Origin of the sequence: Bacillus sp. ISL-18, from assembly GCF_018613415.1 — a bacterium.
Lineage (GTDB): Bacteria > Bacillota > Bacilli > Bacillales > Cytobacillaceae > Neobacillus.
Genome location: NZ_JAGGQG010000033.1, coordinates 1 through 22,601, shown reverse-complemented (window position 1 = coordinate 22,601; position 22,601 = coordinate 1). Strand labels below are relative to the sequence as shown.

At 39.0% G+C, this 22,601-nt stretch carries 26 protein-coding genes and 1 rRNA gene; 24 read left to right on the top strand and 3 right to left on the bottom strand.

Going from position 1 to position 22,601, the window contains the following annotated elements:
• Window positions 1–99: 99 nt before the first annotated feature.
• From J7E81_RS29305 to J7E81_RS29285, 5 genes are all read left to right on the top strand, one after another.
• The gene (locus J7E81_RS29305; RefSeq protein WP_215047680.1) at window positions 100–894 is read left to right on the top strand and encodes an HAD family hydrolase; all 795 of its coding nucleotides are present in this window, start codon (window positions 100–102) and stop codon (window positions 892–894) included.
• A 307-nt stretch (window positions 895–1,201) separates the two neighbouring features.
• Entirely contained in the window at window positions 1,202–2,080 is an 879-nt protein-coding gene (locus J7E81_RS29300) for a LysR family transcriptional regulator (RefSeq protein ID WP_215047679.1), read from the top strand.
• A gap of 135 nt (window positions 2,081–2,215) precedes the next feature.
• Window positions 2,216–2,584, top strand: coding sequence for a CidA/LrgA family protein (locus tag J7E81_RS29295; RefSeq protein ID WP_215047678.1), 369 nt, complete (start codon window positions 2,216–2,218; stop codon window positions 2,582–2,584).
• Window positions 2,584–3,276, top strand: a complete 693-nt coding sequence (locus tag J7E81_RS29290; protein ID WP_308162308.1) for an LrgB family protein — start codon at window positions 2,584–2,586, stop codon at window positions 3,274–3,276. Before J7E81_RS29295 ends, J7E81_RS29290 begins: the two co-directional genes overlap by 1 nt.
• A 180-nt stretch (window positions 3,277–3,456) precedes the next feature.
• Entirely contained in the window at window positions 3,457–3,624 is a 168-nt protein-coding gene (locus J7E81_RS29285) for a hypothetical protein (protein WP_215047676.1), read from the top strand.
• A 106-nt stretch (window positions 3,625–3,730) separates the two neighbouring features.
• Here the strand turns inward: J7E81_RS29285 and J7E81_RS29280 are convergent, their stop codons facing one another.
• Window positions 3,731–4,534, bottom strand: a complete 804-nt coding sequence (locus J7E81_RS29280; protein WP_215047675.1) for an HAD family hydrolase — start codon at window positions 4,532–4,534, stop codon at window positions 3,731–3,733.
• 161 nt (window positions 4,535–4,695) lie between these two features.
• Between J7E81_RS29280 and J7E81_RS29275 the strand changes: the two genes are divergently transcribed.
• Window positions 4,696–5,805, top strand: coding sequence for a threonine aldolase family protein (locus J7E81_RS29275; protein ID WP_215047674.1), 1,110 nt, complete (start codon window positions 4,696–4,698; stop codon window positions 5,803–5,805).
• Window positions 5,806–5,907: 102 nt separating this feature from the next.
• Here the strand turns inward: J7E81_RS29275 and J7E81_RS29270 are convergent, their stop codons facing one another.
• Window positions 5,908–6,357: a S1 domain-containing RNA-binding protein gene (locus tag J7E81_RS29270; RefSeq protein ID WP_215047673.1), complete on the bottom strand. Its 450-nt coding sequence runs from the start codon at window positions 6,355–6,357 to the stop codon at window positions 5,908–5,910.
• 772 nt (window positions 6,358–7,129) lie between these two features.
• Here J7E81_RS29270 and J7E81_RS29265 point away from each other — a divergent pair.
• The 5 genes from J7E81_RS29265 to J7E81_RS29245 all read left to right on the top strand — a co-directional run bounded on the left by J7E81_RS29265 (window position 7,130) and on the right by J7E81_RS29245 (window position 9,698).
• The gene (locus tag J7E81_RS29265; protein ID WP_251028963.1) at window positions 7,130–7,783 is read left to right on the top strand and encodes an LbetaH domain-containing protein; all 654 of its coding nucleotides are present in this window, start codon (window positions 7,130–7,132) and stop codon (window positions 7,781–7,783) included.
• A gap of 82 nt (window positions 7,784–7,865) precedes the next feature.
• Window positions 7,866–8,135: a hypothetical protein gene (locus J7E81_RS29260; RefSeq protein WP_215047671.1), complete on the top strand. Its 270-nt coding sequence runs from the start codon at window positions 7,866–7,868 to the stop codon at window positions 8,133–8,135.
• Window positions 8,136–8,241: 106 nt separating this feature from the next.
• The gene (locus J7E81_RS29255) at window positions 8,242–8,382 is read left to right on the top strand and encodes a hypothetical protein (protein ID WP_215047670.1); all 141 of its coding nucleotides are present in this window, start codon (window positions 8,242–8,244) and stop codon (window positions 8,380–8,382) included.
• 20 nt (window positions 8,383–8,402) lie between these two features.
• Complete coding sequence (locus tag J7E81_RS29250) at window positions 8,403–8,546, top strand: hypothetical protein (protein WP_215047669.1); 144 nt, start codon at window positions 8,403–8,405, stop codon at window positions 8,544–8,546.
• 150 nt (window positions 8,547–8,696) lie between these two features.
• Window positions 8,697–9,698, top strand: coding sequence for an LLM class flavin-dependent oxidoreductase (locus J7E81_RS29245; protein WP_215047668.1), 1,002 nt, complete (start codon window positions 8,697–8,699; stop codon window positions 9,696–9,698).
• A gap of 47 nt (window positions 9,699–9,745) precedes the next feature.
• On the opposite strand, the gene serC is transcribed toward J7E81_RS29245, so the two are convergent.
• Window positions 9,746–10,843, bottom strand: coding sequence for a 3-phosphoserine/phosphohydroxythreonine transaminase (gene serC, locus J7E81_RS29240; RefSeq protein ID WP_215047667.1), 1,098 nt, complete (start codon window positions 10,841–10,843; stop codon window positions 9,746–9,748).
• 260 nt (window positions 10,844–11,103) lie between these two features.
• Here serC and J7E81_RS29230 point away from each other — a divergent pair, with 260 nt between their 5' ends.
• From J7E81_RS29230 to rrf, 13 genes are all read left to right on the top strand, one after another.
• The gene (locus J7E81_RS29230; RefSeq protein ID WP_308162306.1) at window positions 11,104–11,574 is read left to right on the top strand and encodes a redoxin domain-containing protein; all 471 of its coding nucleotides are present in this window, start codon (window positions 11,104–11,106) and stop codon (window positions 11,572–11,574) included.
• A gap of 180 nt (window positions 11,575–11,754) precedes the next feature.
• Window positions 11,755–13,311, top strand: a complete 1,557-nt coding sequence (locus tag J7E81_RS29225) for a spore germination protein (RefSeq protein ID WP_215047697.1) — start codon at window positions 11,755–11,757, stop codon at window positions 13,309–13,311.
• Window positions 13,312–13,337: 26 nt separating this feature from the next.
• The gene (locus tag J7E81_RS29220; protein ID WP_215047665.1) at window positions 13,338–14,450 is read left to right on the top strand and encodes a GerAB/ArcD/ProY family transporter; all 1,113 of its coding nucleotides are present in this window, start codon (window positions 13,338–13,340) and stop codon (window positions 14,448–14,450) included.
• Entirely contained in the window at window positions 14,431–15,654 is a 1,224-nt protein-coding gene (locus J7E81_RS29215) for a Ger(x)C family spore germination protein (RefSeq protein ID WP_215047664.1), read from the top strand. Before J7E81_RS29220 ends, J7E81_RS29215 begins: the two co-directional genes overlap by 20 nt.
• A 19-nt stretch (window positions 15,655–15,673) precedes the next feature.
• Window positions 15,674–15,874: a CLC_0170 family protein gene (locus J7E81_RS29210; RefSeq protein WP_215047663.1), complete on the top strand. Its 201-nt coding sequence runs from the start codon at window positions 15,674–15,676 to the stop codon at window positions 15,872–15,874.
• A 32-nt stretch (window positions 15,875–15,906) separates the two neighbouring features.
• A complete protein-coding gene (locus J7E81_RS29205; protein ID WP_215047662.1) occupies window positions 15,907–16,062 on the top strand; it encodes a hypothetical protein in 156 nt (51 codons plus the stop codon).
• Window positions 16,063–16,136: 74 nt separating this feature from the next.
• Entirely contained in the window at window positions 16,137–16,784 is a 648-nt protein-coding gene (locus tag J7E81_RS29200; protein WP_215047661.1) for an SDR family oxidoreductase, read from the top strand.
• Between the two features lie 284 nt (window positions 16,785–17,068).
• Window positions 17,069–18,169, top strand: coding sequence for an iron-containing alcohol dehydrogenase family protein (locus tag J7E81_RS29195; RefSeq protein ID WP_215047660.1), 1,101 nt, complete (start codon window positions 17,069–17,071; stop codon window positions 18,167–18,169).
• Window positions 18,170–18,195: 26 nt separating this feature from the next.
• Entirely contained in the window at window positions 18,196–19,185 is a 990-nt protein-coding gene (locus J7E81_RS29190; RefSeq protein WP_215047659.1) for an ABC transporter substrate-binding protein, read from the top strand.
• Between the two features lie 79 nt (window positions 19,186–19,264).
• Entirely contained in the window at window positions 19,265–20,062 is a 798-nt protein-coding gene (locus J7E81_RS29185; RefSeq protein WP_215047658.1) for an ABC transporter permease, read from the top strand.
• Between the two features lies 1 nt (window position 20,063).
• On the top strand, window positions 20,064–20,894 hold the full coding sequence (locus J7E81_RS29180) for an ABC transporter ATP-binding protein (protein WP_215047657.1): 831 nt from the start codon (window positions 20,064–20,066) through the stop codon (window positions 20,892–20,894).
• A gap of 94 nt (window positions 20,895–20,988) precedes the next feature.
• On the top strand, window positions 20,989–22,197 hold the full coding sequence (locus J7E81_RS29175) for an aminotransferase-like domain-containing protein (protein WP_215047656.1): 1,209 nt from the start codon (window positions 20,989–20,991) through the stop codon (window positions 22,195–22,197).
• 151 nt (window positions 22,198–22,348) lie between these two features.
• Window positions 22,349–22,464 (top strand): 5S ribosomal RNA (gene rrf, locus J7E81_RS29170).
• Window positions 22,465–22,601 lie beyond the last annotated feature (137 nt).

Genomic DNA, 22,601 nt, shown 5'->3' with positions numbered 1-22,601 from the left:
CTTCACATACCGTTTTCTTTTACCCGGAATTGAAGAAATATTTTGTTTTTAACTCGTAAAATGGTAAACTATAAAAAAATCTACTAGAGGAGTTTCAAAATGATAAAAGCAATATTTTTTGATTTAGATGACACACTTCTTTGGGATCAAAAGAGTGTGAAGGAAGCTTTTGCATCTACATGTAAGGTGGCAGAAGAACGTTATGGAATCAATGCCGAACAACTAGAACAATCGGTTCGTGAAGCTGCAAAAGAACTGTATTCTTCCTATGATTTTTACCCATTTACACAAATGATAGGGATCAATCCATTTGAAGGATTATGGGGCAATTTTTCGGATGAAAATCTAGAGGATTTCAAAAAAATGAAGGTAACCGTTCCAGGCTACAGAAAGGATGCTTGGACAGGTGGTTTGAAGAAAATGGGAATTGATAACCCTGATTTTGGTTCTGTGTTAGCAGAGCGATTTCCTGAGGAGCGGAGAAAGAGCCCGTTTGTATACGAAGAAACGTTTGAAATACTCGATTCTTTAAAAGGTAACTACCAGCTTCTACTTTTAACAAACGGATCACCGGAACTGCAAAATACGAAATTAGAGATTACACCGGAGCTTGTTCCATATTTTGACCAGATTGTCATTTCAGGTGATTTTGGGAGAGGAAAGCCTGATCCATCGATATTTGAGCATGCTCTTTCTCTAATGGAATTACAAAAAGATGAAGTTCTAATGGTAGGGGATAATCTAATGACCGACGTATTAGGAGCCAATCGCGCCGGGATCAAAACAGTTTGGATTAACCGTCATGACAAAGAGCGCAATGAAGTAATTCCAACTTACGAAATTATGCATTTGGAAGAGCTCTACCCAATCTTAGATGAACTAAAGGAAAAATAAACGAATCTTAAAGTAACAAAGAAAAACGAACAAATTATAACCTGTTTAAATTAAGACTAAGTTAAAGAACCTGTTGGTTGGAGTGGAAGGCGGCGAAGACTCCTCGAAAATGCTATCGCATTTCCTTCGTGCGTGNNAGCGAAGCCGCCTGGAGCGGAAATCAACAGCCAAGTTACATACACAACATACATTTAAGGGACTATTCAAATGCCCTCCACTTGGGTGGGGTTATTTTTTTATGTGAACAGAAACATTTATTTAGGACAATAATAATAGTTATTAGTTTGTTTATATGGGGTGTTAGCTGTTGGAATTAAGACAACTGAAATTATTTTCTGAAGTGGCGAAGCATAAAAGTATTACAAAAGCAGCAGAGGCCATGCATTTATCACAGCCGGCTTTAAGTAAGTCGATTATGGCGTTAGAAGAAGAGCTCGGCATGACGTTAATCCTTCGGACCAATAAAACGAGCGATTTAACCGATGCAGGCAGGGTAGTGCTCGACTATGCACAAAAGATGAATGGTCTAGTGGATGAAATGAAAACTACCCTTAACGATATGACTAATTTAACAAGAGGGCAGATTGACATCGGTCTTCCTCCATTTATTGGAAGCTTATTTTTCCCGAGAGTGATGGCAAAGTTTCATCATTCATACCCTAATATTGAACTCAATATTACAGAGTATGGCGGTGCAAGGGTCGTAAAAAGCGTTGAGGAAGGGGAGTTCGAACTTGGTGTGGCCGTGCTGCCAATTGATGAGCAGCTGTTTGATATTTACCCCATCGTCGAAGAGGAAATGAAGCTGTTAGTATATAAAGACCACCGGTTGGCGAGGCGGAAAGTGGTCGATATAGGGGAATTGAAGGATGAGGAGTTTATCTTTTATCACGAAGAGTTTGCGCTCAATCAAATTATGAGGAACCGGTGTATTGCTGCAGGGTTTGAACCGAAAATTTTGTTTAAAAGTTCTCAATGGGACCTCATGACAGAGATGGTAGCGGCTAATCTCGGTATTACAATCCTTCCGCATTCCATCTGTAATCGTGTCTTTACCAGTGATATTGAGGTAATTGACCTTAAACAAAAAATTCTGTGGCGCTTGGCAGTGCTTACAAAAAAAGATCGATATATCTCGAATGCAGGCAGGACCTTTATTGACTTTATCCTAAAGGATCCATTATAACTTTAAGTTATGAAAATGATTCGTAATATGTATTTTACGAATGGCAATAATGAGCGTAGGATTACTCTATAGTTAATTTCGTGTAGCAAAAAGGAGAGTATTACTTCTTTTTTGTATATAGAAAGGGTCATGAAGATGAAACTTGGAGTAATCGTGTTACAAGTACTATGTTTGCATGTGTTTCTATTTTTAGGTGCTGTGCTTAAGGAAGTGATTCCACTTCCGATTCCAGCTTCGATGTTTGGCTTATTCCTTTTGTTTCTGGCACTCTGCTTTAAAATCATTAAGCTGGAGTGGGTTGAAAAAGGGGCCAATTGGTTATTGGCAGAACTATTGCTATTTTTTATCCCATCAGCAGTGGGGATTGTAAATTATGATGAAATTATCAGCTTACAAGGCGCCGAGATTGTTGGTTTAATTGGGATTAGTACGATTATTGTAATGGGTATGACGGCCTTAACGGCGGAAAAAATAAGTGGTCGAAAAAGGAGTGAGCAGCATTGATGATGATTGTATTTACAATAGCGACGTATCTTATTTATCGTTTGTCGAAAATGGCATATGGAAAATGGAGCATGCCATTTTTTCACCCATTGCTGCTTTCGCCAATTATGTTAATTGTGCTTATATCCGTGACACATGTATCTGCCAATCAGTACCTTCATGCTTCCAAATGGCTGACTCATTTGCTTGGCCCTGCGACCGTTGCGTTCGCGGTGCCAATTTATAAAAACTTAGCTGTGATAAAAAAGTATATTGGGACCATTCTTATTAGTATTACGTGTGGCTCTCTAGTGGCCATTTTTTCCACCTTTGCACTTTCAAAATTGTTCCATTTAAAACCTGATTTTATTATCTCCATTTTGCCGAGGTCGATTACGACGCCGATTGCGATCGAGGTTTCTAAGGAAATTGGCGGTCTGCCAACGTTAACAACAGTGTTTGTCATTATTACGGGAATTGTTGGCGGTATTGTTGGACCTTCGGTTATTAAGGGATTGTCGATTAAAACACCTATTGCTAGAGGGCTTGCTTTAGGCATGGGAGCACATGGTGTTGGTACTAATAAAGCGATGGAATACGGTAAGCAAGAAGCTACTTTTTCATCATTAGCAATGATTTTTGCAGCCTTGATTACCTTAGTTTGGGGAGCATTATTGATCCCTTCTTTAATGAATATCCATCATCTATTATAAAAAAGCATATGGCTGCCATTTTTGACAAATGGCGGCCATATTTTTTTTATGTTTAGCGTTATTATTAACTGAAAAAAATGGTAGTTTTAAAGGGCTAAACGAAAAGGTATACACATAAAATGAAGGGGTTGTTCCAAATTGAATTAGGTAGTAATGCATTTCTATTAGGGAGGAAAATAAATGCTCCGAAATGTGATAGTTGTGAGGGATAATGAGGAAAGTGTCAAAAATGCCATTAGAGAAATATTACGTTCTAAGCATAAAGGCCATGAAGTAGCACTTGATTTGACGAGGATCTCGGATAAAGAGAGAAAAAGAGAGATTATGAAACAACTGACCAGATTTTAACACGAATGCAGACCGTACTTTTTAAGCCGAATTTGTATGAGCATTCACCCCTAATAGGTAATAAAAAATGGGGGAAAGATAGTGTCCGTTCCCCCTAAAGTAGTAGTTAGTCTAATAAGCCCAGTTGATGGCGGACTGCATAAGCAAATCCATCTTCATCATTGGTCTTCGTAATCAAATCTGCCGCCTGTTGAACCTCCATTGGGGCATTTCCCATTGCTACAGCGGTTGTCGCTACCTCAAATTGAGCGATATCATTGCCGCCGTCGCCAAAAGCAATAATCTCTTCAAAAGTAAGGTTCATCATATCTTGGTAGCGTAATAATGCCTTTCCCTTATGTGCTTCATTTGAAGTAATCTCCACATTATTTGGATGTGATGACGCAATCGAGATTGGAAATTTCCCAGCTAATGCTTGTTTAACTTCGTCAATCTTTGCTAACTGATCTGGGTGAACAAGTGCAATGAGTTTGTAAATCTTTAAATCTTTAAGTTCAAGGATCTGGCTATAATCAAATTCAGTAAAAATCTGGTCAAGCTCTTGTTTACTTTTATCATGCAATGGGGGGAGCGTTGAAGGAAGGCCGCCGTGATTTGTGTAAACGAGGATTCCTACACCCATCTCATTTAATATGGAAAAAACATCCTTATAGACATCAATAGATAAGGTTGCTTCAAAGAGAACCTCTCTGTCTGCTGAGAATAATACTGAACCGTTAACGCAGAAAATAGGCATTTTTATCTTTTGGACAGCCTCTAATTTGATGACGTCCGCATAAGCCCGTCCTGTGTTTAAAATCAGGCAGTGACCTTGTGCCTGCAGTTCGTTTAAGACTTTCACATTCTCTTCGGTAATTTCATGCTTAGAGTTTAATAACGTACCGTCTAAATCAATTGAAATACATTTCATGGGTGTCCTTTAATTCCTTTCCATTTTACATATAGCTACTATATCAGATATAGAATAATGCTGCCAAACGGAATATTATTCATTTCGGTAAGCTAATAGGCTTTTAAGAAAATTCTATAAATAGTATGATGAGTGAGAAAATTATTGAAGGAGAGCTAACATTGACCGAGAAAAATAGTTTATTAGAAGCTTTTAAACAAACAGAGTTTCGACTAGGCGGGCATGGCCCGAGGGATCTTCATATGCTAAAAAAAGCAGTGATGAACCTAGATGACCATATTGAGAGTGATATGTATGGAAAAGGGGATGTCATTGAAAAGTTCGAAGAAAAAATGGCACGATATCTTGGGAAAGAGTCAGCCGTCTTTTTTCCGAGTGGAACAATGGCTCAGCAAATCGCGCTGCGTATTTGGTGTGATCAAAAAGGAATCAAAAAAGTAGCCTATCATCCATTATCCCATTTAGAAATTCATGAAGAAGACGGGTTAAAAGAATTGCACTCGATTGAACCTATTTTACTTGCTGAAAAAGACCGTGTCATTCAGCTTGATGATGTGGTTGAATTGAAGGAAGATATCTCATGTTTATTACTGGAATTACCACAAAGGGAAATTGGTGGACAGATGCCAGATTATCATACCCTTGAAGCTATTTCAGCTTATTGCCGCGAAAAGGGGATAAAACTGCATTTAGATGGTGCACGCCTGTTTGAGATACTGCCTTATTATCAAAAATCGGCTTCCGAAATTTCCGCCTTGTTTGATAGTGTTTATGTTTCTGTTTATAAAGGGTTAGGTGGTATTGCTGGCGCAATTCTTGCAGGGGATAAGGATTTTACAGAAATATCTAAAGTGTGGAAACGTCGTCATGGCGGAGATTTAATCAGCCTTTATCCATATGTCCTAAGTGCGGATTATTATTTTGAGCAGCGAGTTGGAAAAATGGAAAAGTATTATAAAGAAGCACAAGAACTAGCAATTTTCTTTAATCAATGTCAGTCTGTTTCTACATTGCCTAAGGAGCCGGTTTCGAATATGTTCCACGTCCATATCGACGTACCAAAAGAAACACTGGAACCTATCTTTATCAAACTTACCCAAAATACAGGTATCGGTTTTAGCAGTTACCTAAAAGAATTAAACAGCGGAGCTAGTTACTTTGAATTAGGAATTGGCGATATGTATGAGCTAATCCCAAAAGACAAACTAAAGGCAGCTTTTACATTACTGAATGAAATGGTGACAGGCACCATTTCTAATCTAACGAAGTGAAAAAAGCCCTAGAGCAAAAAGCAGCTTAGATAAATAGAAAGGCAAGCCTTGGGATAGGCTTGCCTTTTGATCTATATAGAGATTTATTAGCAGGTGGGCATTTTAACCGCGTCTGCCGCCTCGGCCACCGCGTTTTGTTTCGGTGTTGCGTTTGAGGCTTGATAAATTCTCTTCACTCGACTTTAGGAACTTCGCCATTTTATCTTCAAAACTTTCCTTAGGTTTAAAGTTTCCTTTAGACCGGAAATCTTTTGAACGGCTATCCCCTCTACCCTGACGCTGTGGGCGCTGTGAATAAGAAGATGTTTGTCCTTCAGGTCGATCAATTGCTTTTTTAATGGATAGGGCAGTTTTTCCGTCTTTCTCGCTAATTACCTTAACTTCAACTACATCGCCAATTTTGAGATGATCGTTAACATCCTTTACATAGCTATCTGCAACCTCACTAATATGCACTAGGCCGGTTGTGCCGCCTGGCAATTCTACAAATGCTCCAAAATTAGTGATTCCGGTTACTTTACCTTGTACTTTACTGCCTACTTCAACTGACATAAAAATATGTTTCCCCCTCATAAATGTTAAAGACACTTTATTATAACAAAAACTTTAGAAAAATAACATAAAGTCTATTTCATCAATTTTGCCAATTCATACCTAGTCGAAAAACGTCTTTTTACTAATAAACTAAAATCTCAATCATAATCGATGCTCCCAGCCTGAATGGTATTCTAAAAGGTTCACAGGAATGTAACATCTATATAGAAATACTTAGAGAAGCAAGGAAATAATAGTAGTGTAATGAAATGCAATGAACCAAACGAATTCCGATTGGAGAATACAACTGCCAAGGAGGTGGATCTGGTTCATTAAGAAAATGAGAATTTCTTGTGCCAGTAGAAAGGAGGAACCATTTTCTATTGAAAACTGCGATAAGTCTAAAGTGAATCGGAATTTGCTTGGAAAGACCTGATTGTTTTGCATTTCATTTTCATTATGGCGGGGGTTGGGATATTGCTGTATATAAATAAAAAGCTTTCGTCATAATCGCAAAACTTTATGTCTTAAGGTAGTTACGTTGCTTGCCATGGTAACTTTGAAGTAAATCGCAGTATAGACTTTGCGGTCAATCCAATCAATTGCCTCTTCTAACACAACATTTTGCTGATGTGAAAAACTGGGGGATTGCTAATGAAATAAATAGCTATGCAGTCGAGTCAGCCCACGTGCTGACTCGCTTTTTATATTAGTAAGGTTATGATTTTAACTGGTGCTCCATATAAGTATATAAATGCGAAATGATCTTTCTGTGAAAGGAGAAATGATGATGACGAACCAATCTGGACCCTATAATATATATAGCTACTTTATTGGCGCCAATCCGTCGACCTCCTTCAATCCCAATCCAATCTTTCCAAAAATTAAAAGAACGGTTTTTCTTAGTCCGTTCACCTCTGTTATAGGGGATGTAACCATCCGCGATCATACCTACGTTGCTCCTTTCGTAAGTATCCGTGCGGATGAAGGTAGTCCATTTTATATAGACAGAGATTGTAACCTCCAGGACGGCGTCATCCTGCATGGCTTAAAAAATAAACAAGTGGACGTTAATGGGAAAAAATATTCAATTTACATAGGACCAAGAGTTTCTTGTGCTCATGGTTCACTGATTCATGGTCCCTGTGAGATTCAGCAAGAGGTTTTTGTGGGGTTTAAGGCAATCGTTTATAACGCACAGATAGGTGAAGGATCCTTTATTTCGACAAATGCCCTTGTAACGGGTGGTGTCACCCTAAAACCACACAGCTTTGTACCGCCTGGAGCCCATATTGATACGCAAGAAAAAGCAAATAGTTTATCTGAGGTCCCAATAAGCGAAGTAGAATTCGCAAAAGAGGTGCAAAGAGTAAACAAGGAGTTCCCGTCCTCCTATTCCTTCCTATTCGGGAAAACTAAGTGTTCTTGTGGCTTGGCGTACTGATTCTAAATAAAAAAGGAATAAGATAGTTTTTCCGCGGTGAAACTACCTTTTGTTGACTATTTGAAGAAATGGGGATTAGAAAATGAAGGAAGTCCTACAGCAAGTAAAAGAAGAATTAGAAAAAGCATATGACCATCCACAATCTTCTAACTTAGATCGTTGTATTGACCAGCTGCAGCAAGCACTGGAGCAAAATGGTGATAAAGGCACCATGATTGAGGATTGTATCCGCGCATTAACCCAAGCCAGGAATGCCGTGGGGGCCTTGGAAAATGCAGGAGATGTATCGTCTGCAGCTGCCTTTGGTGAAGCATACAATGCTCTAGATCAGGCTATCGAGTCTTATACCTGATACTGTTAAGCCTCTAGAATTAGCTAGAGGTTTTTTTTCAAATGGATATAGCAGAATGAACCAGTGGATTCAGTCCATAATAAATAACGTAAAGGGGGTATGAACGATGGACGGAAAATATAATACAAATGATGACGCAAATATTGAATTAAAGAACGCTCTACAAAACAGTCCACCTAAAAAAAATCCAAACATGAGTGAAGCAGAGTATAAATTAAAAATTCTAGGATTAGGAAAAAAAAGCTAAAGAAAAAAGCAGGTGAAATAATGCCAAAAAATAATCCGATTGAGTATACAGGAAGAGTATTGGACCAAAGAAATGACCTTACTGGTCCAAATGCCGGGAAAGCCACTTATCCGGAACGGCCAAAAAATGTGCCGATCCAGGATTCCAAAAAGCAGGGTGAATAACTTCTTGAAGGCTGCCTAGAGGCAGTCTTTTATTTTTAATTACAAGCGGGTGCTTGGATTCTTTTTAGTACAACCTAAGCATATAAGTTTGTTTCGGTTATCTCAATTGTTACTATAGTAGTAAATCTTGAAAATGAAAGGAAATTTACTATGGGAACCATTCATATACCTGTTTCAGTGCTGAATCTTGCCCCAATTCGCGAGGGACAGAACTCCAAACAAGCGATTGAGGCAATGGTTGACCTTGCCCAAGCTGTAGAAGAAATGGGCTATCAACGCTATTGGATTGCAGAGCATCATAATACTTCCACACTAGTCAGTTCAGCGACATCTATTTTAATCCAACATACTTTAGAACATACTAATCATATCCGAGTAGGATCTGGTGGAATCATGCTTCCAAACCATGCACCGCTTGTAGTGGCCGAACAGTTCGGCACAATGGCGACGATGTTTCCAAACCGCGTCGATCTGGGTCTTGGCCGAGCTCCTGGAACCGATATGATGACAGCAAGTGCTTTAAGGCGTTCGAAAAATGATTCTGTTTACACCTTTCCTGAGGATGTACAATCATTGCTTACCTATTTCGGACCACTTGAGCAACAAAGTTACGTCAAAGCATATCCTGGGGTCGGGACCAATATTCCTATTTATATTCTCGGGTCCTCAACGGATTCTGCTTATTTGGCAGCAAGTTTGGGTTTACCTTATGTATTTGCCTCCCATTTTGCTCCAAGATTCATGGAAGAGGCAATATCGATTTATCGGGAACAATTCCAGCCGTCCGAGTATTTGGAGAAACCATATATGATGGTTTGCTTAAATGTGATTGCAGCTGAAACAGATGAGGAAGCGAAATGGCTGTCAACAACCAAGGAGCAATTCTTTCTAAATGTAGTCCGCGGGACACAAAATCCGTTACGTCCTCCTGTCGAAAATATAGATGAGCTATGGAGTCCGATGGAAAAAGAAATGGCTTCTTCTATGTCGAGTGTCACGTTGTTGGGAAGCAAGGAAACCATCCGTCAACAATTAACGAATTTTCAAGATAGATACCACGTCGATGAAATTATGGCTGTATCTTATATCTTTGATGAAGAAAAACAAAAACGTTCTTATGAGATTTTTAAGGAAATCGTGGATGGCAAATAAAACTTCCTAAAAAAATCACCCTCTAAACATGAAGAGGGTGAATTTTTTTAGTTATTTTCTTTTTGAAATTTAGTCATAAATTCACTAAAAGCTTGGCAAGCTTCAACCGGAACCGCATTGTAGGCAGAAACGCGGCATCCACCAATAGAACGATGACCATTCACACCAACAAAGCCTTCTTGTTTGGCCAGTTCTAAGAATTCCTTCTCTAATTCAGGTGTTTTAAGATTAAAGGTAAGGTTCATGAGTGAACGGCTGTTTTGTTCAGCGTGGCCAATATAAAAACCATTACTTTCATCAATAACGGAATAGATGAAGTTTGCTTTTTCCTCATTTCGTTGGGCGATAGTTTCCAAACCGCCCAATTCACGTGCCCAGTTAAGAACTTCTCCAAGCATGTAAATACCAAAGGTTGGCGGTGTATTATACAAGGAATTATTTTTCGCATGAGTACTGTACTTTAACATTGTTGGGATGTTCGTATTCGCACGCTCCAGCAAATCTTTGCGAATAATCACAACGGTTACACCTGAAGGACCAAGGTTCTTTTGCGCACCCGCATAAATTAGGGCAAACTTGCTGACATCAATCGGCTTAGAAAGGATATCGCTCGACATGTCCGCAATCAAAGGTACATTTCCAGTATCAGGGAAGTCCTTCCATTGTGTCCCGTAAATCGTATTATTGGAGGTAATATGCACATAAGCATCTTCCTGATCGTACTGTAATTCATTAAGTTTTGGGATGGTGCGGTATTTTCCGTCTTTTGTTGAAGCTGCTTGGTAAACATCACCAAATAATTTAGCTTCGGTGAAGGCCTTTTCTGACCAAGAACCCGTCATAACATAACTTGCTTTTTTCCCAGGCTGTAAAAAATTCATCGGAATCATTGAAAATTGAAGGCTGGCTCCGCCTTGAAGAAATAGAACTTCATGGGTATCAGGGATCGCCAATAGGTCGCGTAAGCTGCTTATCGCCTGATTATGTACCTCTTCATACGGGCGGCTTCGGTGGCTGAGTTCCATTACTGACATTCCTGTACCACGGAAATCGATTAATTCTGCTTGAGCTTTCTCTAGTACTGAAAGAGGTAATGCGGAAGGGCCGGCATTAAAATTGTAGGCACGTTGTACTTGTACTTTCACTTTTCTCACTCCATCTTTTTGGTTTATTTGACTATACCATAGATTCAATTTTCGGAAAATAAGTTTTATTCCAATAAGGAAAGATATTTTAAAAAAATTAATTTTAGGATAAATGGAAGCGTTTTATAAGGCTGGTTATGTAAGTAATGTAAAAAGTTAGTATCATATTTAGCACTTCATAGTCTAAATCCAGCCATTATGGAAAGTATACATAAGGAGTTAATGCTATTTCATTTTAACCTTAGAAAGGAGAAGTTTGCATGCAAGGATTTTTGAAAGTTGGAGAAATGGCTCCGGACTTTTCACTGCCGGCTACAACAAAGGAGCATATTTCTTTATCGGACTACCGCGGTCAGAAGAATATTGTAGTTGCCTTTTATGGAATGGATTTTACTCCAGGCTGAATTAAAGAAATAGCCTCTTGGAAAGAGGATTATAAACGATTTGAACAAACGGAGTCTGAGGTTCTACCAATCAGTGTCGATCATATTCATTCACACCGGGTCTTTGCCGCAAGCATGGGCACACTTCCATATCCACTGCTTTCAGATTGGCATAAACAAACCGTAAAAAACTACCAAGTGTTTAACGAAAAAGGGGAGACTGCAATCCGTTCCGTATTTGTTGTAAATAAAGCAGGAGTCATAACCTATTTAAACACTTCATTTAAAGCAGATAAAAAAGAAGACTATGAAGCCGTTTTTAATGAACTTGAGAGGTTAAATTCGTAATTTAATAAAAATATAATAGGTAAACACACATAATTAAGGACCATAAAAAACATGGTCTTTTTTTTTAGCTCTCCCTAGAAATTCACGTCTCTAAAAATAAACAGAAACAAAAGGAATATTAAAAAAAATTTGGCAAAAGTTATTAATTAGGCGGTGGTGTACGTGTCTTTATTTCGAAAAATGAAGAATGCCAAAAGCGGTCTGAAAAAAAGGCCTTTTACAATACCTGATAAAATTTTAGAAGGCCAAAGTAAAATATCTGTGTCCCTAAAAGATACTGAAGTTTTAATAAAAGAAGTACTAGGGGAAAATGATGATTTTCAGGTGAAGCACTTTAAAATTTTTGGACAGTATTATGCGGCCATTTTCTATTTTTCTAATTTAGTGAATCAGGACAATCTTAATAAGGATATTTTAAGACCGCTTATGTACGTACCTGAACATTTACTATCTAAAGAGAAGCCGCTAAATAAATTAATTGACATAATCATGAATGAAACCCTTTACCATGGTCAGGCCAAGGTAGAGGAAAGTTTAGACAAACTAATAGCGGTTCTTCTAAGAGGAGAAACGGTTATATTAATTGATGGTATTACGGAAGCCATCCACATTTCAACAAGAGAAGTGGAACATCGTTCTGTCACCCAGCCGGAAACAGAACAGGTTATTTTGGGTCCACGCGAAGGGTTTATTGAAAATATTGATACCAATATAGCCATGCTGAGGTACCGTCTTCCAAGTTCAGATTTTCAAGTGAGGACAATGAAAATTGGTCGCTTAACGAAATCAACGGTATGTTTTTGTTATATAAAAGGAGTGGCAAACGAGACCGTTATTTCAGAGGTAGAACAAAGACTTTCGGCAATTGATATTGATGCGATATTGGATGCTGGATATTTAGAACAATTTATTGAAGATAACCACTTTACACCGTTTCCCCAAGTCCAAGCAACAGAGAGGCCTGACAAAACAGTCGCCAATTTAGCGGAAGGCCGAGTAGCCATCCTTGTAGATGGGTCTCCTTTTGCTTTATTAGTTCCAGTGGTCTTTAATCAATTCTATCAAACAGCTGAGGATTATTCTTCAAGGTTTTTGATGGGGACTTTTGCAAGGTTTGCTCGGATGTTGGCACTTGTCTTTTCCCTGGTTTTCCCCTCACTTTATGTTTCGTTAATTGCTTTTAATCCTGAACTGCTGCCGACAGAATTTGCTGTCGCCGTTGCAGGGGGCAGGGCAGGTGTGCCGTATCCTGCTGTGGTTGAGGTCCTCATTATCGAAATAGCTATGGAGATATTAAGAGAAGCGACTGTACGGCTGCCAAGGCAAGTTGGGGGTGCCCTATCCATTGTAGGGGTGTTAGTAGTCGGGCAGGCGGCGGTGGAAGCTGGGTTAGCGAGCCCAATCACAGTGGTGGTTATTGCTTTAACGACGATTGGTTCATTTGCAACCCCGGCCTATACAGCTGCTTTTGCCTTAAGGATGTTAAGGTTCCCGATCATGATATTAGCTGGTATATTCGGTCTTTACGGTGTCATGATTGGTATCATTCTAACTTTCAATCATTTACTCAATCTTAAATCCTTCGGGGTACCGTATATGGCACCTGTTTCTCCAGGGGATTCACAGGGTATGAAAGATGTTGTCACACGGAGCCCGCTTTGGTCGATGTCTAAAAGACCCAGCTTTCTTCAACCAGCTAATCGTAAAAGACAGGAACAAAATAATAATGAAGAATAGGAACAAATCAGTGGGAGGTACGAATAATGGAATACCCTAGGGAAATCACAACCGTACAAGCCTCGATGATCCTAATAAGTACCATTATTGGTGTAGGAGTACTTCCATTGCCGTTGTTTGCTGTTCGGGGTGGAGGAACGGGGGCGCCGCTTGTCACTCTTGCGGGAATCATCTTAGCAACAGTAGGGTTATTTATTCTGACAATCTTAGGAATTCGTCATCCAGAAAAAACGATTATAACTTATGGAGAGGATATTGTCGGAAAATGGATTGGGAGAATGTGCAGTATGATTGTAATTTTCTTCTTTGTCATATTATCTGCATTGGCTGCTCGTGAATTTGGAGAGGTTGTTGTTTCGGCTGTATTAAGAGAAACCCCATTGGAAGTTACCGTGATTGTCATGCTGCTGATTGCATGCATAAGTGTAAGGTACAATATAAATACTTTTGCTTATATACACAATTTCTATGTACCTGCAATTTTGGGGCCTGTCTTAATTATTGTTGCATTTTCTTTGAAAAATGCTAATCCCATCTACCTGCGTCCTCTTATCGAAAAAGATTTTATTTCAATGGTTAAAGGTATGTTAACTATTTCTGGTTTGTTTCAAGGCTCATTTATCGTCACGATGATTATTCCTTTTATGAAAAATCCAAAAAAAGCAAAAAAGGCAAGCTTTTGGGGCATTTTTATAACAGGAGGGGTTTACCTATTAATAGTTATCGCTACCATTGCCGTATTTGGAACGGAAGAGATTAAACAGATCTTCTGGCCAACCCTTGAATTAGCTCGGACCACTGCACTGCCGGGAAATATACTTCAGCGATTAGATGTAATCTTTTTAGCTGTTTGGGTGACCGCTGTATTTACAACCTTATTTTCAAGCTATTATTTTACAATTTATTCAATAAAACAAATCGCCAAACTAAAGGACCACCGGATGTTGTCGTTTTTTATTATGCCGTTTGTATTTTTTTTAGCTATGCTGCCCCAAAATATTTTGCAATTGTATGATGTGATTCAAATCGCTGGAAGAGTAGGATTATTAATAACCATTCTTTACCCCGCCATGCTATTAGTCATTGATCTCTTTAGGAGTAGAAGAAGGAGGGAAAAAAGTGTGGTACAAGAATCCTAGCTTACGGTTAATTATCATTTTTTTTCTCCTTTTTCCTCTCCTTTCAGGGTGTTGGGATGCACAAGAAATTGAACAGCGTGCTACTGTATTAGCGATTGGTATTGACCAGGCTTCGAATAAAGAGGAAGATCAACAATCTGAAGGCGGTATTACCCATTTAGACAAGAATTCCTCCGAACCAAAGGAGGAGCTGATTAAAGTGACGGCTCAAATAGCGGTTCCAGGGCGTATCCCTTTAGGACCAACTCAGGGTCAGAGTTCGCAAAACTCGGTGTTAATTGTCCAAGTTGTAGGTCACACCATTCAGGATGCAATGCTCAATCTTCAACAGCAGGTTGCTTACGAAACCTTCCTCGGACATTTACGCATTATTGTCCTTAATGAAAAAGTGGCGAAAAAGGGGACGCAACGATTTAATGATTTTTTGAGGCGTAATCCAGAGATCCGCAGAACAGCATCACTTGCGGTATCAAAGGAGCCGGCAGCAGATTATATGAAGCTTGTTCCAGAATTGCAACGGGTACCATCATTATATCTAGCGGATATGGTTGATAATTTATCGGCATTAGGAAGATTTCCACCTAGTTTTATTGGTTTGTTTTGGACGATCCTGTCTAGTAAAGGGCAAGATCCTTATCTTCCCTTTCTTACCATTAAAGACAAGAGGTCTATTCAATTAAGTGGATTGGCTTATTTTAGTGGAGATCGGATGGCAGGAAAGACCTCTCCCCTTGAAATTGGATTTTTTATGGCTATAAGGGGGATAGGCAGGGGTGGATACAGCGCTTTTATTAAAGTTCCTGGTAAAGATGAATTTGTCCTAGTTAAGGCGATTTCTCGAAAAACAAAAACCAAAGTTAGCTTAAAGGATGGGAAACCTCATGTCGATATAAAGGTTCGTTACGAGAGCGAAATAGAAGAAAAGACAAGTCAAAATATTTATATTAACAATTCAAGGGTTGTTGGGAAAATACAAAATCAAGCGTCAAAAGAAATTGCAAAATCTCTAAAGAAGCTTATTGCCAAAACCCAAAAAGCCGAGAGTGATATTTTTGGTTTTGGTGAACAATTCAGGGCAAAATACCCGAAATATTGGCAAAAGGAAATAGGAACGAAAGAAAAATGGAACCAAGTATATAAGGATATTACTTATGATGTTCATGTTGATTCCCGTATTCATCGAGTCGGCATGAAAGCGAAGTAAATTACGGAGGATTCAGAGCATGTTTCTTGGTTTTTTGCCATATGTCATCGGGATTTTTATTGGATCAGGGCTTTTCGTTCTTCTGGTCGATGCCAAAATGTATAAAAAGGAAAAACAGAAAAAGGAACAAAAAGCATCATTAATTTTCGGCTGGATGAATTTAGCCATTGGTCTTGGCATATTTTTGGCTAATTGGATATACAATAATTTTATTTGGTAAGCAGTCAATTCTATTATTGGAGGGGTCAACATATGGAACAAAAAGAAAAAATGGAAAAATTACTTCGTGATTATGGGTATCCTGAACAGTCCATCCCACGGCTAATGGAGGAAATTAGTTCCATGAGCTTTGAAAAGGTAAAAAAACTGATTCTCCCATATAACGATATTACAGCAGAAAAATCGTAAAAAGTAAAGAAAGGCAAAATGTGATATTGAATAGTTTCGATAGAGGATCAATTAATCATGAGGGGTTAGAACAAATGAAGATTTTTGTAGTTGGAGCCAACGGTAAAATCGGAAAACACCTCGTTCAATTATTATCAGATTCGAATAAATATACCGTTAAAGCAATGGTTCGAAAAGAGGAGCAAGCACGTGTATTGCAAACTTTAGGAGTGGAAACAGCAATCGTTGATTTGGAAGATAGTGTTGAAGAAATTGCGAATCGTGCTAATGGGTGTGATGCGATTGTCTTTACGGCGGGTTCTGGCGGTCATACCGGTGCAGATAAGACGCTTTTAGTCGACTTAGATGGTGCAGTTAAAACGATCGAAGCTGCAGAAAAAGCAAAAATTAAACGATTTATCATGGTCAGTGCTCTTCAAGCACATCGGAGAGAAAACTGGAATCAAGCGATCAAGCCGTATTATGTGGCAAAGTATTATGCCGACAAAATGCTTGAACAAAGTAATTTAACCTATACAATCATCCGCCCTGGAAGTCTATTGGATACCTCAGGTACTGGAACTATATCAGTGGCAGAAAATATTAGCAGCGGGACCATTTCTCGTGAGGATGTAGCGAAAACCATTATTGCCTCATTAGAAGAAGGAAATACCTTTTATAAAGCGTTTGATCTCGTTTCGGGTGAGATTCAGATAGACGATGCGTTAAAGCTAATCAATTAATGCAAAAGAACAGATTCCAATTTTGATGGGTCTGTTCTTTTATTTATTAGTTAACAATGAATATCACCAACTTAAAAAAGTATCTGCATAATAATTTTTTGATTTAAAATTATCCCTGGATTACTTTAATTGACTATTGAATGAAAGAACTCGAATGATTATCGATCAAAATCAATAAAAGTAATATTTAGAATATTTTTATAATATATTGACATCAATTAGTCATGCATTTATATTAATAGAATATTACTAATAAATATACAGTGATTTAGAGGGTGATGGATGTGTTTGTTACGGTGGGTCCCGGACAATATCACAGAAATGCAGGTTTATTATCAGATGCTGGTTTATACATAAAAAGGTTTGGAACAACCGCTGTTCTAGTCGGAGGCAATCTAAGCCGCAAGGTTATCGATGGGCCGCTCCGGCAAAGCTTTTCCGAGAACGGGTTGACATTGAAACATTCATTATGGTTTGGGGGAGAATCTTCACAAACCAATATTGATAGATTGGTAGAGCAATTAGAGAATGAAACCTTTGACGTGATCATTGCTGCTGGTGGAGGAAAGGCACTAGATACCGCTAAAGCCACAGCCTTCCAACTGAACAAGCCGTTAGTGGCTATCCCTACAATTGCCGCTACCTGCGCCGCAGCAACACCAATTTGTATTCTCTATAGTGACGAAGGAGAATTTTTGGAAATTGGCAGGAATTCAAAAGTGCCGGAACTGGTCCTGGTCGATACAAATATCATTCTGGCAGCACCTGTCCGTTATTTAGTTGCAGGAATTGGGGATACATTAGCAAAATGGTTCGAAACCAAGTGTTCGATTAAAAAAGCAGTGCCTAACGCCATTAATCAAACAGCAATTGCAATAGCCGGCCAGTTATATGAAAGCTTAATCCAAAAAGGTGAAAAAGCCGTCAGTTCCATGAATGCACAAAAAGCAACGATTGAACTTAATGACATCATTGATGCGATTATATTAGTCAGCGGAAGTGTAAGCGGCTATGGAGGGGATGATTGCCGGACAGCCGCAGCTCATGCGATTTACTCGGGATTAACAATCTTCCCGGAAATTCACCATACCTATCATGGTGAGATTGTCGCTTTTGGGATTTTAGCGCAGTTATGTATGGAAGGTACCGATGAGGAAGAAATAAAAACGTTAATTCACTATTACCAACAAGTTGGTTTGCCTTACACCTTACAGCAAATGGGGATCAACGGATTAACAGATGATCAATGGATAGCGCTGGGTGAAATTACAGTGACGATTGAAGATATGGCAAATATGCCGTTTGAGGTGACACCCGATATGGTCATAAAGGCTGTCCGTCAGGCTGACAAAATAGGAACAGAAATGTTAGTCGTTTCAAACTAATATAGAATTAATAGGGGGAAATTTAGATGAAAAAGTGGTTAGGGTTAATTTGTACACTAATGTTGTTATTTGCGCTAGCAGCTTGCGGGAAAGACGCAGCATCCAGCAGTGCGGATGGAAAGAAATCATCCGAACCTTTAAAGGTAACACTGCCGACTTGGACGGGCTATGGTCCGTTATTTTTGGCAAAAGAAAAGGGCTTCTTTAAGAAAAATGGGATTGATGTAGACCTTTCAATCGTAGAGGGGTTAGCAGAGCGTAAACAAGCTTTAGCAAGTGGAAAAATTGATGGAATGGCAACAGCATTAGATGTTCAGGTTACACTGGCTGCATCAAAGATACCTGTTCAAGTGGTGTGGGTATTAGATGATTCCCACGGCGGTGACGGAATTCTTGTCAAGAAGAACATCAACAGCGTGAAAGATTTAAAAGGAAAGAAAGTAGCATTTGAAGTAGGTTCAACAAGCCATATGCTTGCACTTACCGCATTAAAACAAGGCGGTTTAACTGAGAAAGACGTAGAAGTTGTTCAAATGTCAGCAGGTGACGCCGGAGCAGCATTTGCCGCAGGTAAAGTAGATGCAGCGGTCACATGGGAGCCTTGGTTGTCTAAAGGGTCACAAGCAAATGGCAAGGTTTTATTATCGACAAAAGATCTTCCAGGAATCATTGTTGACACCATTAGCTTTAAAGAAGACGTGATTAAAAACCGTCCAGATGATGTCAAGGCGTTCGTAAAAGCAATGGGTGAAGCTATGGCCTATTGGAAAGAGCATAAAGATGAAGCGGATGAAATTATGGCTAAGGGTCTAAAAATTGATACTAAAGAATTTGTCGGAACGGAATCTGGCCTGCAGTTCTTTACAAAAGAAGAAAACAAAGACCTATTCGGGACGGAAAGCAGTAAAGGGTCTATTTATAAATCAACCGAAAATGCAATTCAGTTTTATAAAGAGCAAGGAATTATTAAAACTGAACCGAAAGCAGAAGAGGTTATTAACCCAAGCTTTCAGTAATAAGAAATGTACCGAGGCCTAATATATGAGATTCTCATATGTTAGGCTTTTTAACAGATTGATAGAATGGGTGATTAAAATGTTGGCAAAATTGTTTACGCCTAATAGAGAGATTCCGAAAGGTTTTTATTCCACCGCAGGGTTTGTTACATTTATGGTATTTTTAGCCGTTTGGTGTGTCCTAACGTATGGAGGAATTGTTAATCCGCTGTTTTTGCCGACACCAACGGCAGTACTAACCACCGGTATTGATTTATTTGTAAATGGAGATCTCCTTTCTGATATTGGCATCAGTTTTACAAGGGTATTAGTAGGATTTCTTGCAGCCGCGATTATTGGTATACCTCTTGGGATATTGATGGGTTCGTTAAAAATCATGGAAGGCGCCTTTGAACCTATTATTGGATTTATCCGTTACATGCCGGCCTCTGCTTTTATTCCCTTATTAATCTTATGGATTGGCCTTGGAGAGCCGGAAAAAATGAGCGTTATATTCATAGGGACCTTTTTTCAATTAACGCTGATGATCATGGATGTAACAAAAAATGTTCAAAATGACTTGATTGAAGTTTCCTATACCTTAGGAGCAAAAAAAGGTCAGGTGTTTACCAAGGTCATTTTACCTGCTGCACTTCCAGGGATTGTCGATACCCTTAGAATTACATTTGGATGGGCATGGACATATTTAGTCGTAGCGGAAATTGTCGGGGCCTCTAGCGGATTAGGCTATATGATTATGCAGGCTTCACGTTTCCTTCAGCCAGATAAAATTATAGTGGGTATTTTAATCATTGGTATCCTCGGGCTGTTAACAGATATGGTCTTTAAAGCCATTTATCGCGCTTCATTTTCATGGATGAGAAAGGATGGTTTGTAAGATGGTCACAACAGCTGCAAAAAATGTAGAATTTGATAAATCTCAACCAAAACTGGTAACGCCAAAGTTAGAAATTAAAGAAGTTGGTAAAGTATTTAAAACCAAAAGCGGTGAAACGACGGCATTGGAGAAAACATCCTTTACCATAAGTGAAGGAGAGTTTGTTACAATCTTAGGCCCATCAGGCTGCGGTAAATCAACGGTTTTACGAATCGTTGCCGGCTTGGAAGAAGCTACATCCGGAGAGGTATTACTTGATGGGCAGAAGATAAATGGTCCGGGACCTGACAGTGGGATGGTGTTTCAGTCTTATACCTTATATCCGTGGCTATCAGTAAAGGAAAACATTACATTTGGCTTAAAATTACAAGGCATTTCTCAAAGGGAACGAGATGACGTTGCTCGCCATTATCTACAATTAATTGGGTTAGAAGGATTCGAGAAACATTATCCCATTCAATTGTCTGGCGGTATGAAACAGCGGGTGGCGATTGCGCGTGCGTTGGCGAATGATCCTAAAATCCTTTTAATGGATGAACCGTTTGGTGCGCTAGATGCGCAAACAAGAAATATCATGCAGGAAGTCCTTTTAAAAGCGTGGGAGGAGTCAAAGAAAACGATTTTGTTTATCACCCATGATGTAGAAGAATCGATTTTTCTGGCTGATTCGGTGTATGTCATGACGGCAAGACCTGGGCGTCTAAAGAAAAAGGTTCCAATCGCATTGGCAAGGCCAAGGGATTTTAGTATAAAAGGATCAGTGGAATTTGCAGAATATAAGGAAGAATTGTTGTCGTTGATTAGGGAAGAAAGCTTAAAGGCAATTAATTAAAATATGAGTACAATTCTTGTATGATGGATCGTATTCTGAAAAATCGAGTATTTTTAAATTATATAATTTCCTTTAGTGAAAGGTGTTTAGTAAGGTGAAAATAGAGTCTTTTATTTCTGTAAACGTAAAAGCGGCTCTTAAGAATGATCCGCCGGGTGAATGGATGCCTATGCTTCCGGAGGAGTGTATCCGCTTGAGCTCGGGCTATCCGGATCCATCTCTTGTTCCTTCCCATCAAATAAAGGAAGCTGTAGCAAAACTTATCGAGGAAGAACAGGATTTGCCTTTGCATTATCTTGGGAGTCCAAGGATTGACGTCCTTAAGAAGCAAATCCAAAAGAGATTATCGGAGCGTGGAATCAAGGCAGAAGCAGAGGAACTGTTAATCACTTCAGGAGCGTGCCAAGCCCTTGATTTAATTGCGCGTGTTCTTGTTGACGAAGAAACAATTGTCGCAGTGGAAGCACCAACTTATATGGAAGCATTAGAAATATTCCGGAACTATACGACAAGGATTATTAATATCCCTATAGATGAGAATGGACTTCAAACGAATCTATTAGAAAAAGAACTAAGGGAAAGAAAACAAAAAAATCTTCCCCTTCCTCGAATTTTATATACCATTCCGACTGCGCAAAATCCAACAGGGACAACAATGGGACTGGAACGTCGACATCATTTATTAAAATTGGCCGATGAATATAACTTCCTCATTTTAGAAGACGATGCCTATGGAGAACTTTCATTTGAAGATAGCCCGCTTCCTGTGAAATCAATGGATACGGAAGGAAGAGTTTTACATGTTGGCTCACTATCTAAGGTAGTTGCACCGGGAATGCGAGTAGGATGGATAGCTGGCAAACAGGCGTTTATTTCAGCTTTTGCTTGGTTTAAGAAAGATTTAGATCATCCATTTTCACAGGCATCCATGGCTTCCTTTCTAGAAGACATGGATTTTCAAGATCGGCTAAAAAGGATAAAAGAAGTGTATCGGGAAAAAAGTGAAACCTTAATCAAATCATTGGAGTTATATTTTCCTGAATGTGTTACTTGGTATATGCCAAGCGGAGGTTACTTTGTATGGCTTCATATACCTGGAATGGATACATCCGAATTATTAGACCTGTCCCTGAACAAGGGTGTGTCATTTATTCCAGGAAAATACTTCTTCTTAAACCCGCAGGATGGAACGGAGTTTCTTCGTCTTTCATTTTGTTATGAGGGTCAACCTGAAATAGTCGAAGGTATTCAAAGGCTAGGAAAGTTGATTACGGAATACTTAAATCTTTCTTTATTAAAATAAACAAAGGGGAATGTTCCTTATAATAAGGAATGTTCCTTTTTTGTTTTTAATTTAGTTAAACTAGTTTTGATTTTGGGGAAAATTGTCAGTTGTTTACACCTGGTATTGGTGGTATTATAAAAAAGTCGCCTCTGAGCGAACAAGTAAATAGTCTGGCAATAATGGCGAGAAGGTCACACCCGTTCCCATACCGAACACGGAAGTTAAGCTTCTCAGCGCCGATGGTAGTTGGGACTTTGTCCCTGTGAGAGTAGGACGTTGCCAGGCACGGAAAAAGACAATCTTTATTGATTGTCTTTTTTTGTGTATCTGCTTCTTTTTCAGAAGGAAGCTTAAGAGGATATCTGAGTGAAGAGCATGCTTTTCTTTGAAGAGTTTAGAATCCCGGACCTATTAGGAAGCAC

What these genes read in the sequence shown, in the direction of transcription:
- J7E81_RS29305 (WP_215047680.1), top strand. Translation starts at nt 100, where the DNA reads ATGATAAAAGCAATATTTTTTGATTTAGATGACACACTTCTTTGGGAT.
- J7E81_RS29295 (WP_215047678.1), top strand. Translation starts at nt 2,216, where the DNA reads ATGAAACTTGGAGTAATCGTGTTACAAGTACTATGTTTGCATGTGTTT.
- J7E81_RS29290 (WP_308162308.1), top strand. Translation starts at nt 2,584, where the DNA reads ATGATGATTGTATTTACAATAGCGACGTATCTTATTTATCGTTTGTCG.
- J7E81_RS29285 (WP_215047676.1), top strand. Translation starts at nt 3,457, where the DNA reads ATGCTCCGAAATGTGATAGTTGTGAGGGATAATGAGGAAAGTGTCAAA.
- J7E81_RS29280 (WP_215047675.1), bottom strand. Translation starts at nt 4,534, where the DNA reads ATGAAATGTATTTCAATTGATTTAGACGGTACGTTATTAAACTCTAAG.
- J7E81_RS29270 (WP_215047673.1), bottom strand. Translation starts at nt 6,357, where the DNA reads ATGTCAGTTGAAGTAGGCAGTAAAGTACAAGGTAAAGTAACCGGAATC.
- J7E81_RS29265 (WP_251028963.1), top strand. Translation starts at nt 7,130, where the DNA reads ATGACGAACCAATCTGGACCCTATAATATATATAGCTACTTTATTGGC.
- J7E81_RS29260 (WP_215047671.1), top strand. Translation starts at nt 7,866, where the DNA reads ATGAAGGAAGTCCTACAGCAAGTAAAAGAAGAATTAGAAAAAGCATAT.
- J7E81_RS29255 (WP_215047670.1), top strand. Translation starts at nt 8,242, where the DNA reads ATGGACGGAAAATATAATACAAATGATGACGCAAATATTGAATTAAAG.
- J7E81_RS29250 (WP_215047669.1), top strand. Translation starts at nt 8,403, where the DNA reads ATGCCAAAAAATAATCCGATTGAGTATACAGGAAGAGTATTGGACCAA.
- J7E81_RS29245 (WP_215047668.1), top strand. Translation starts at nt 8,697, where the DNA reads ATGGGAACCATTCATATACCTGTTTCAGTGCTGAATCTTGCCCCAATT.
- J7E81_RS29225 (WP_215047697.1), top strand. Translation starts at nt 11,755, where the DNA reads ATGAAGAATGCCAAAAGCGGTCTGAAAAAAAGGCCTTTTACAATACCT.
- J7E81_RS29220 (WP_215047665.1), top strand. Translation starts at nt 13,338, where the DNA reads ATGGAATACCCTAGGGAAATCACAACCGTACAAGCCTCGATGATCCTA.
- J7E81_RS29210 (WP_215047663.1), top strand. Translation starts at nt 15,674, where the DNA reads ATGTTTCTTGGTTTTTTGCCATATGTCATCGGGATTTTTATTGGATCA.
- J7E81_RS29205 (WP_215047662.1), top strand. Translation starts at nt 15,907, where the DNA reads ATGGAACAAAAAGAAAAAATGGAAAAATTACTTCGTGATTATGGGTAT.
- J7E81_RS29200 (WP_215047661.1), top strand. Translation starts at nt 16,137, where the DNA reads ATGAAGATTTTTGTAGTTGGAGCCAACGGTAAAATCGGAAAACACCTC.
- J7E81_RS29190 (WP_215047659.1), top strand. Translation starts at nt 18,196, where the DNA reads ATGAAAAAGTGGTTAGGGTTAATTTGTACACTAATGTTGTTATTTGCG.
- J7E81_RS29185 (WP_215047658.1), top strand. Translation starts at nt 19,265, where the DNA reads ATGTTGGCAAAATTGTTTACGCCTAATAGAGAGATTCCGAAAGGTTTT.
- J7E81_RS29180 (WP_215047657.1), top strand. Translation starts at nt 20,064, where the DNA reads ATGGTCACAACAGCTGCAAAAAATGTAGAATTTGATAAATCTCAACCA.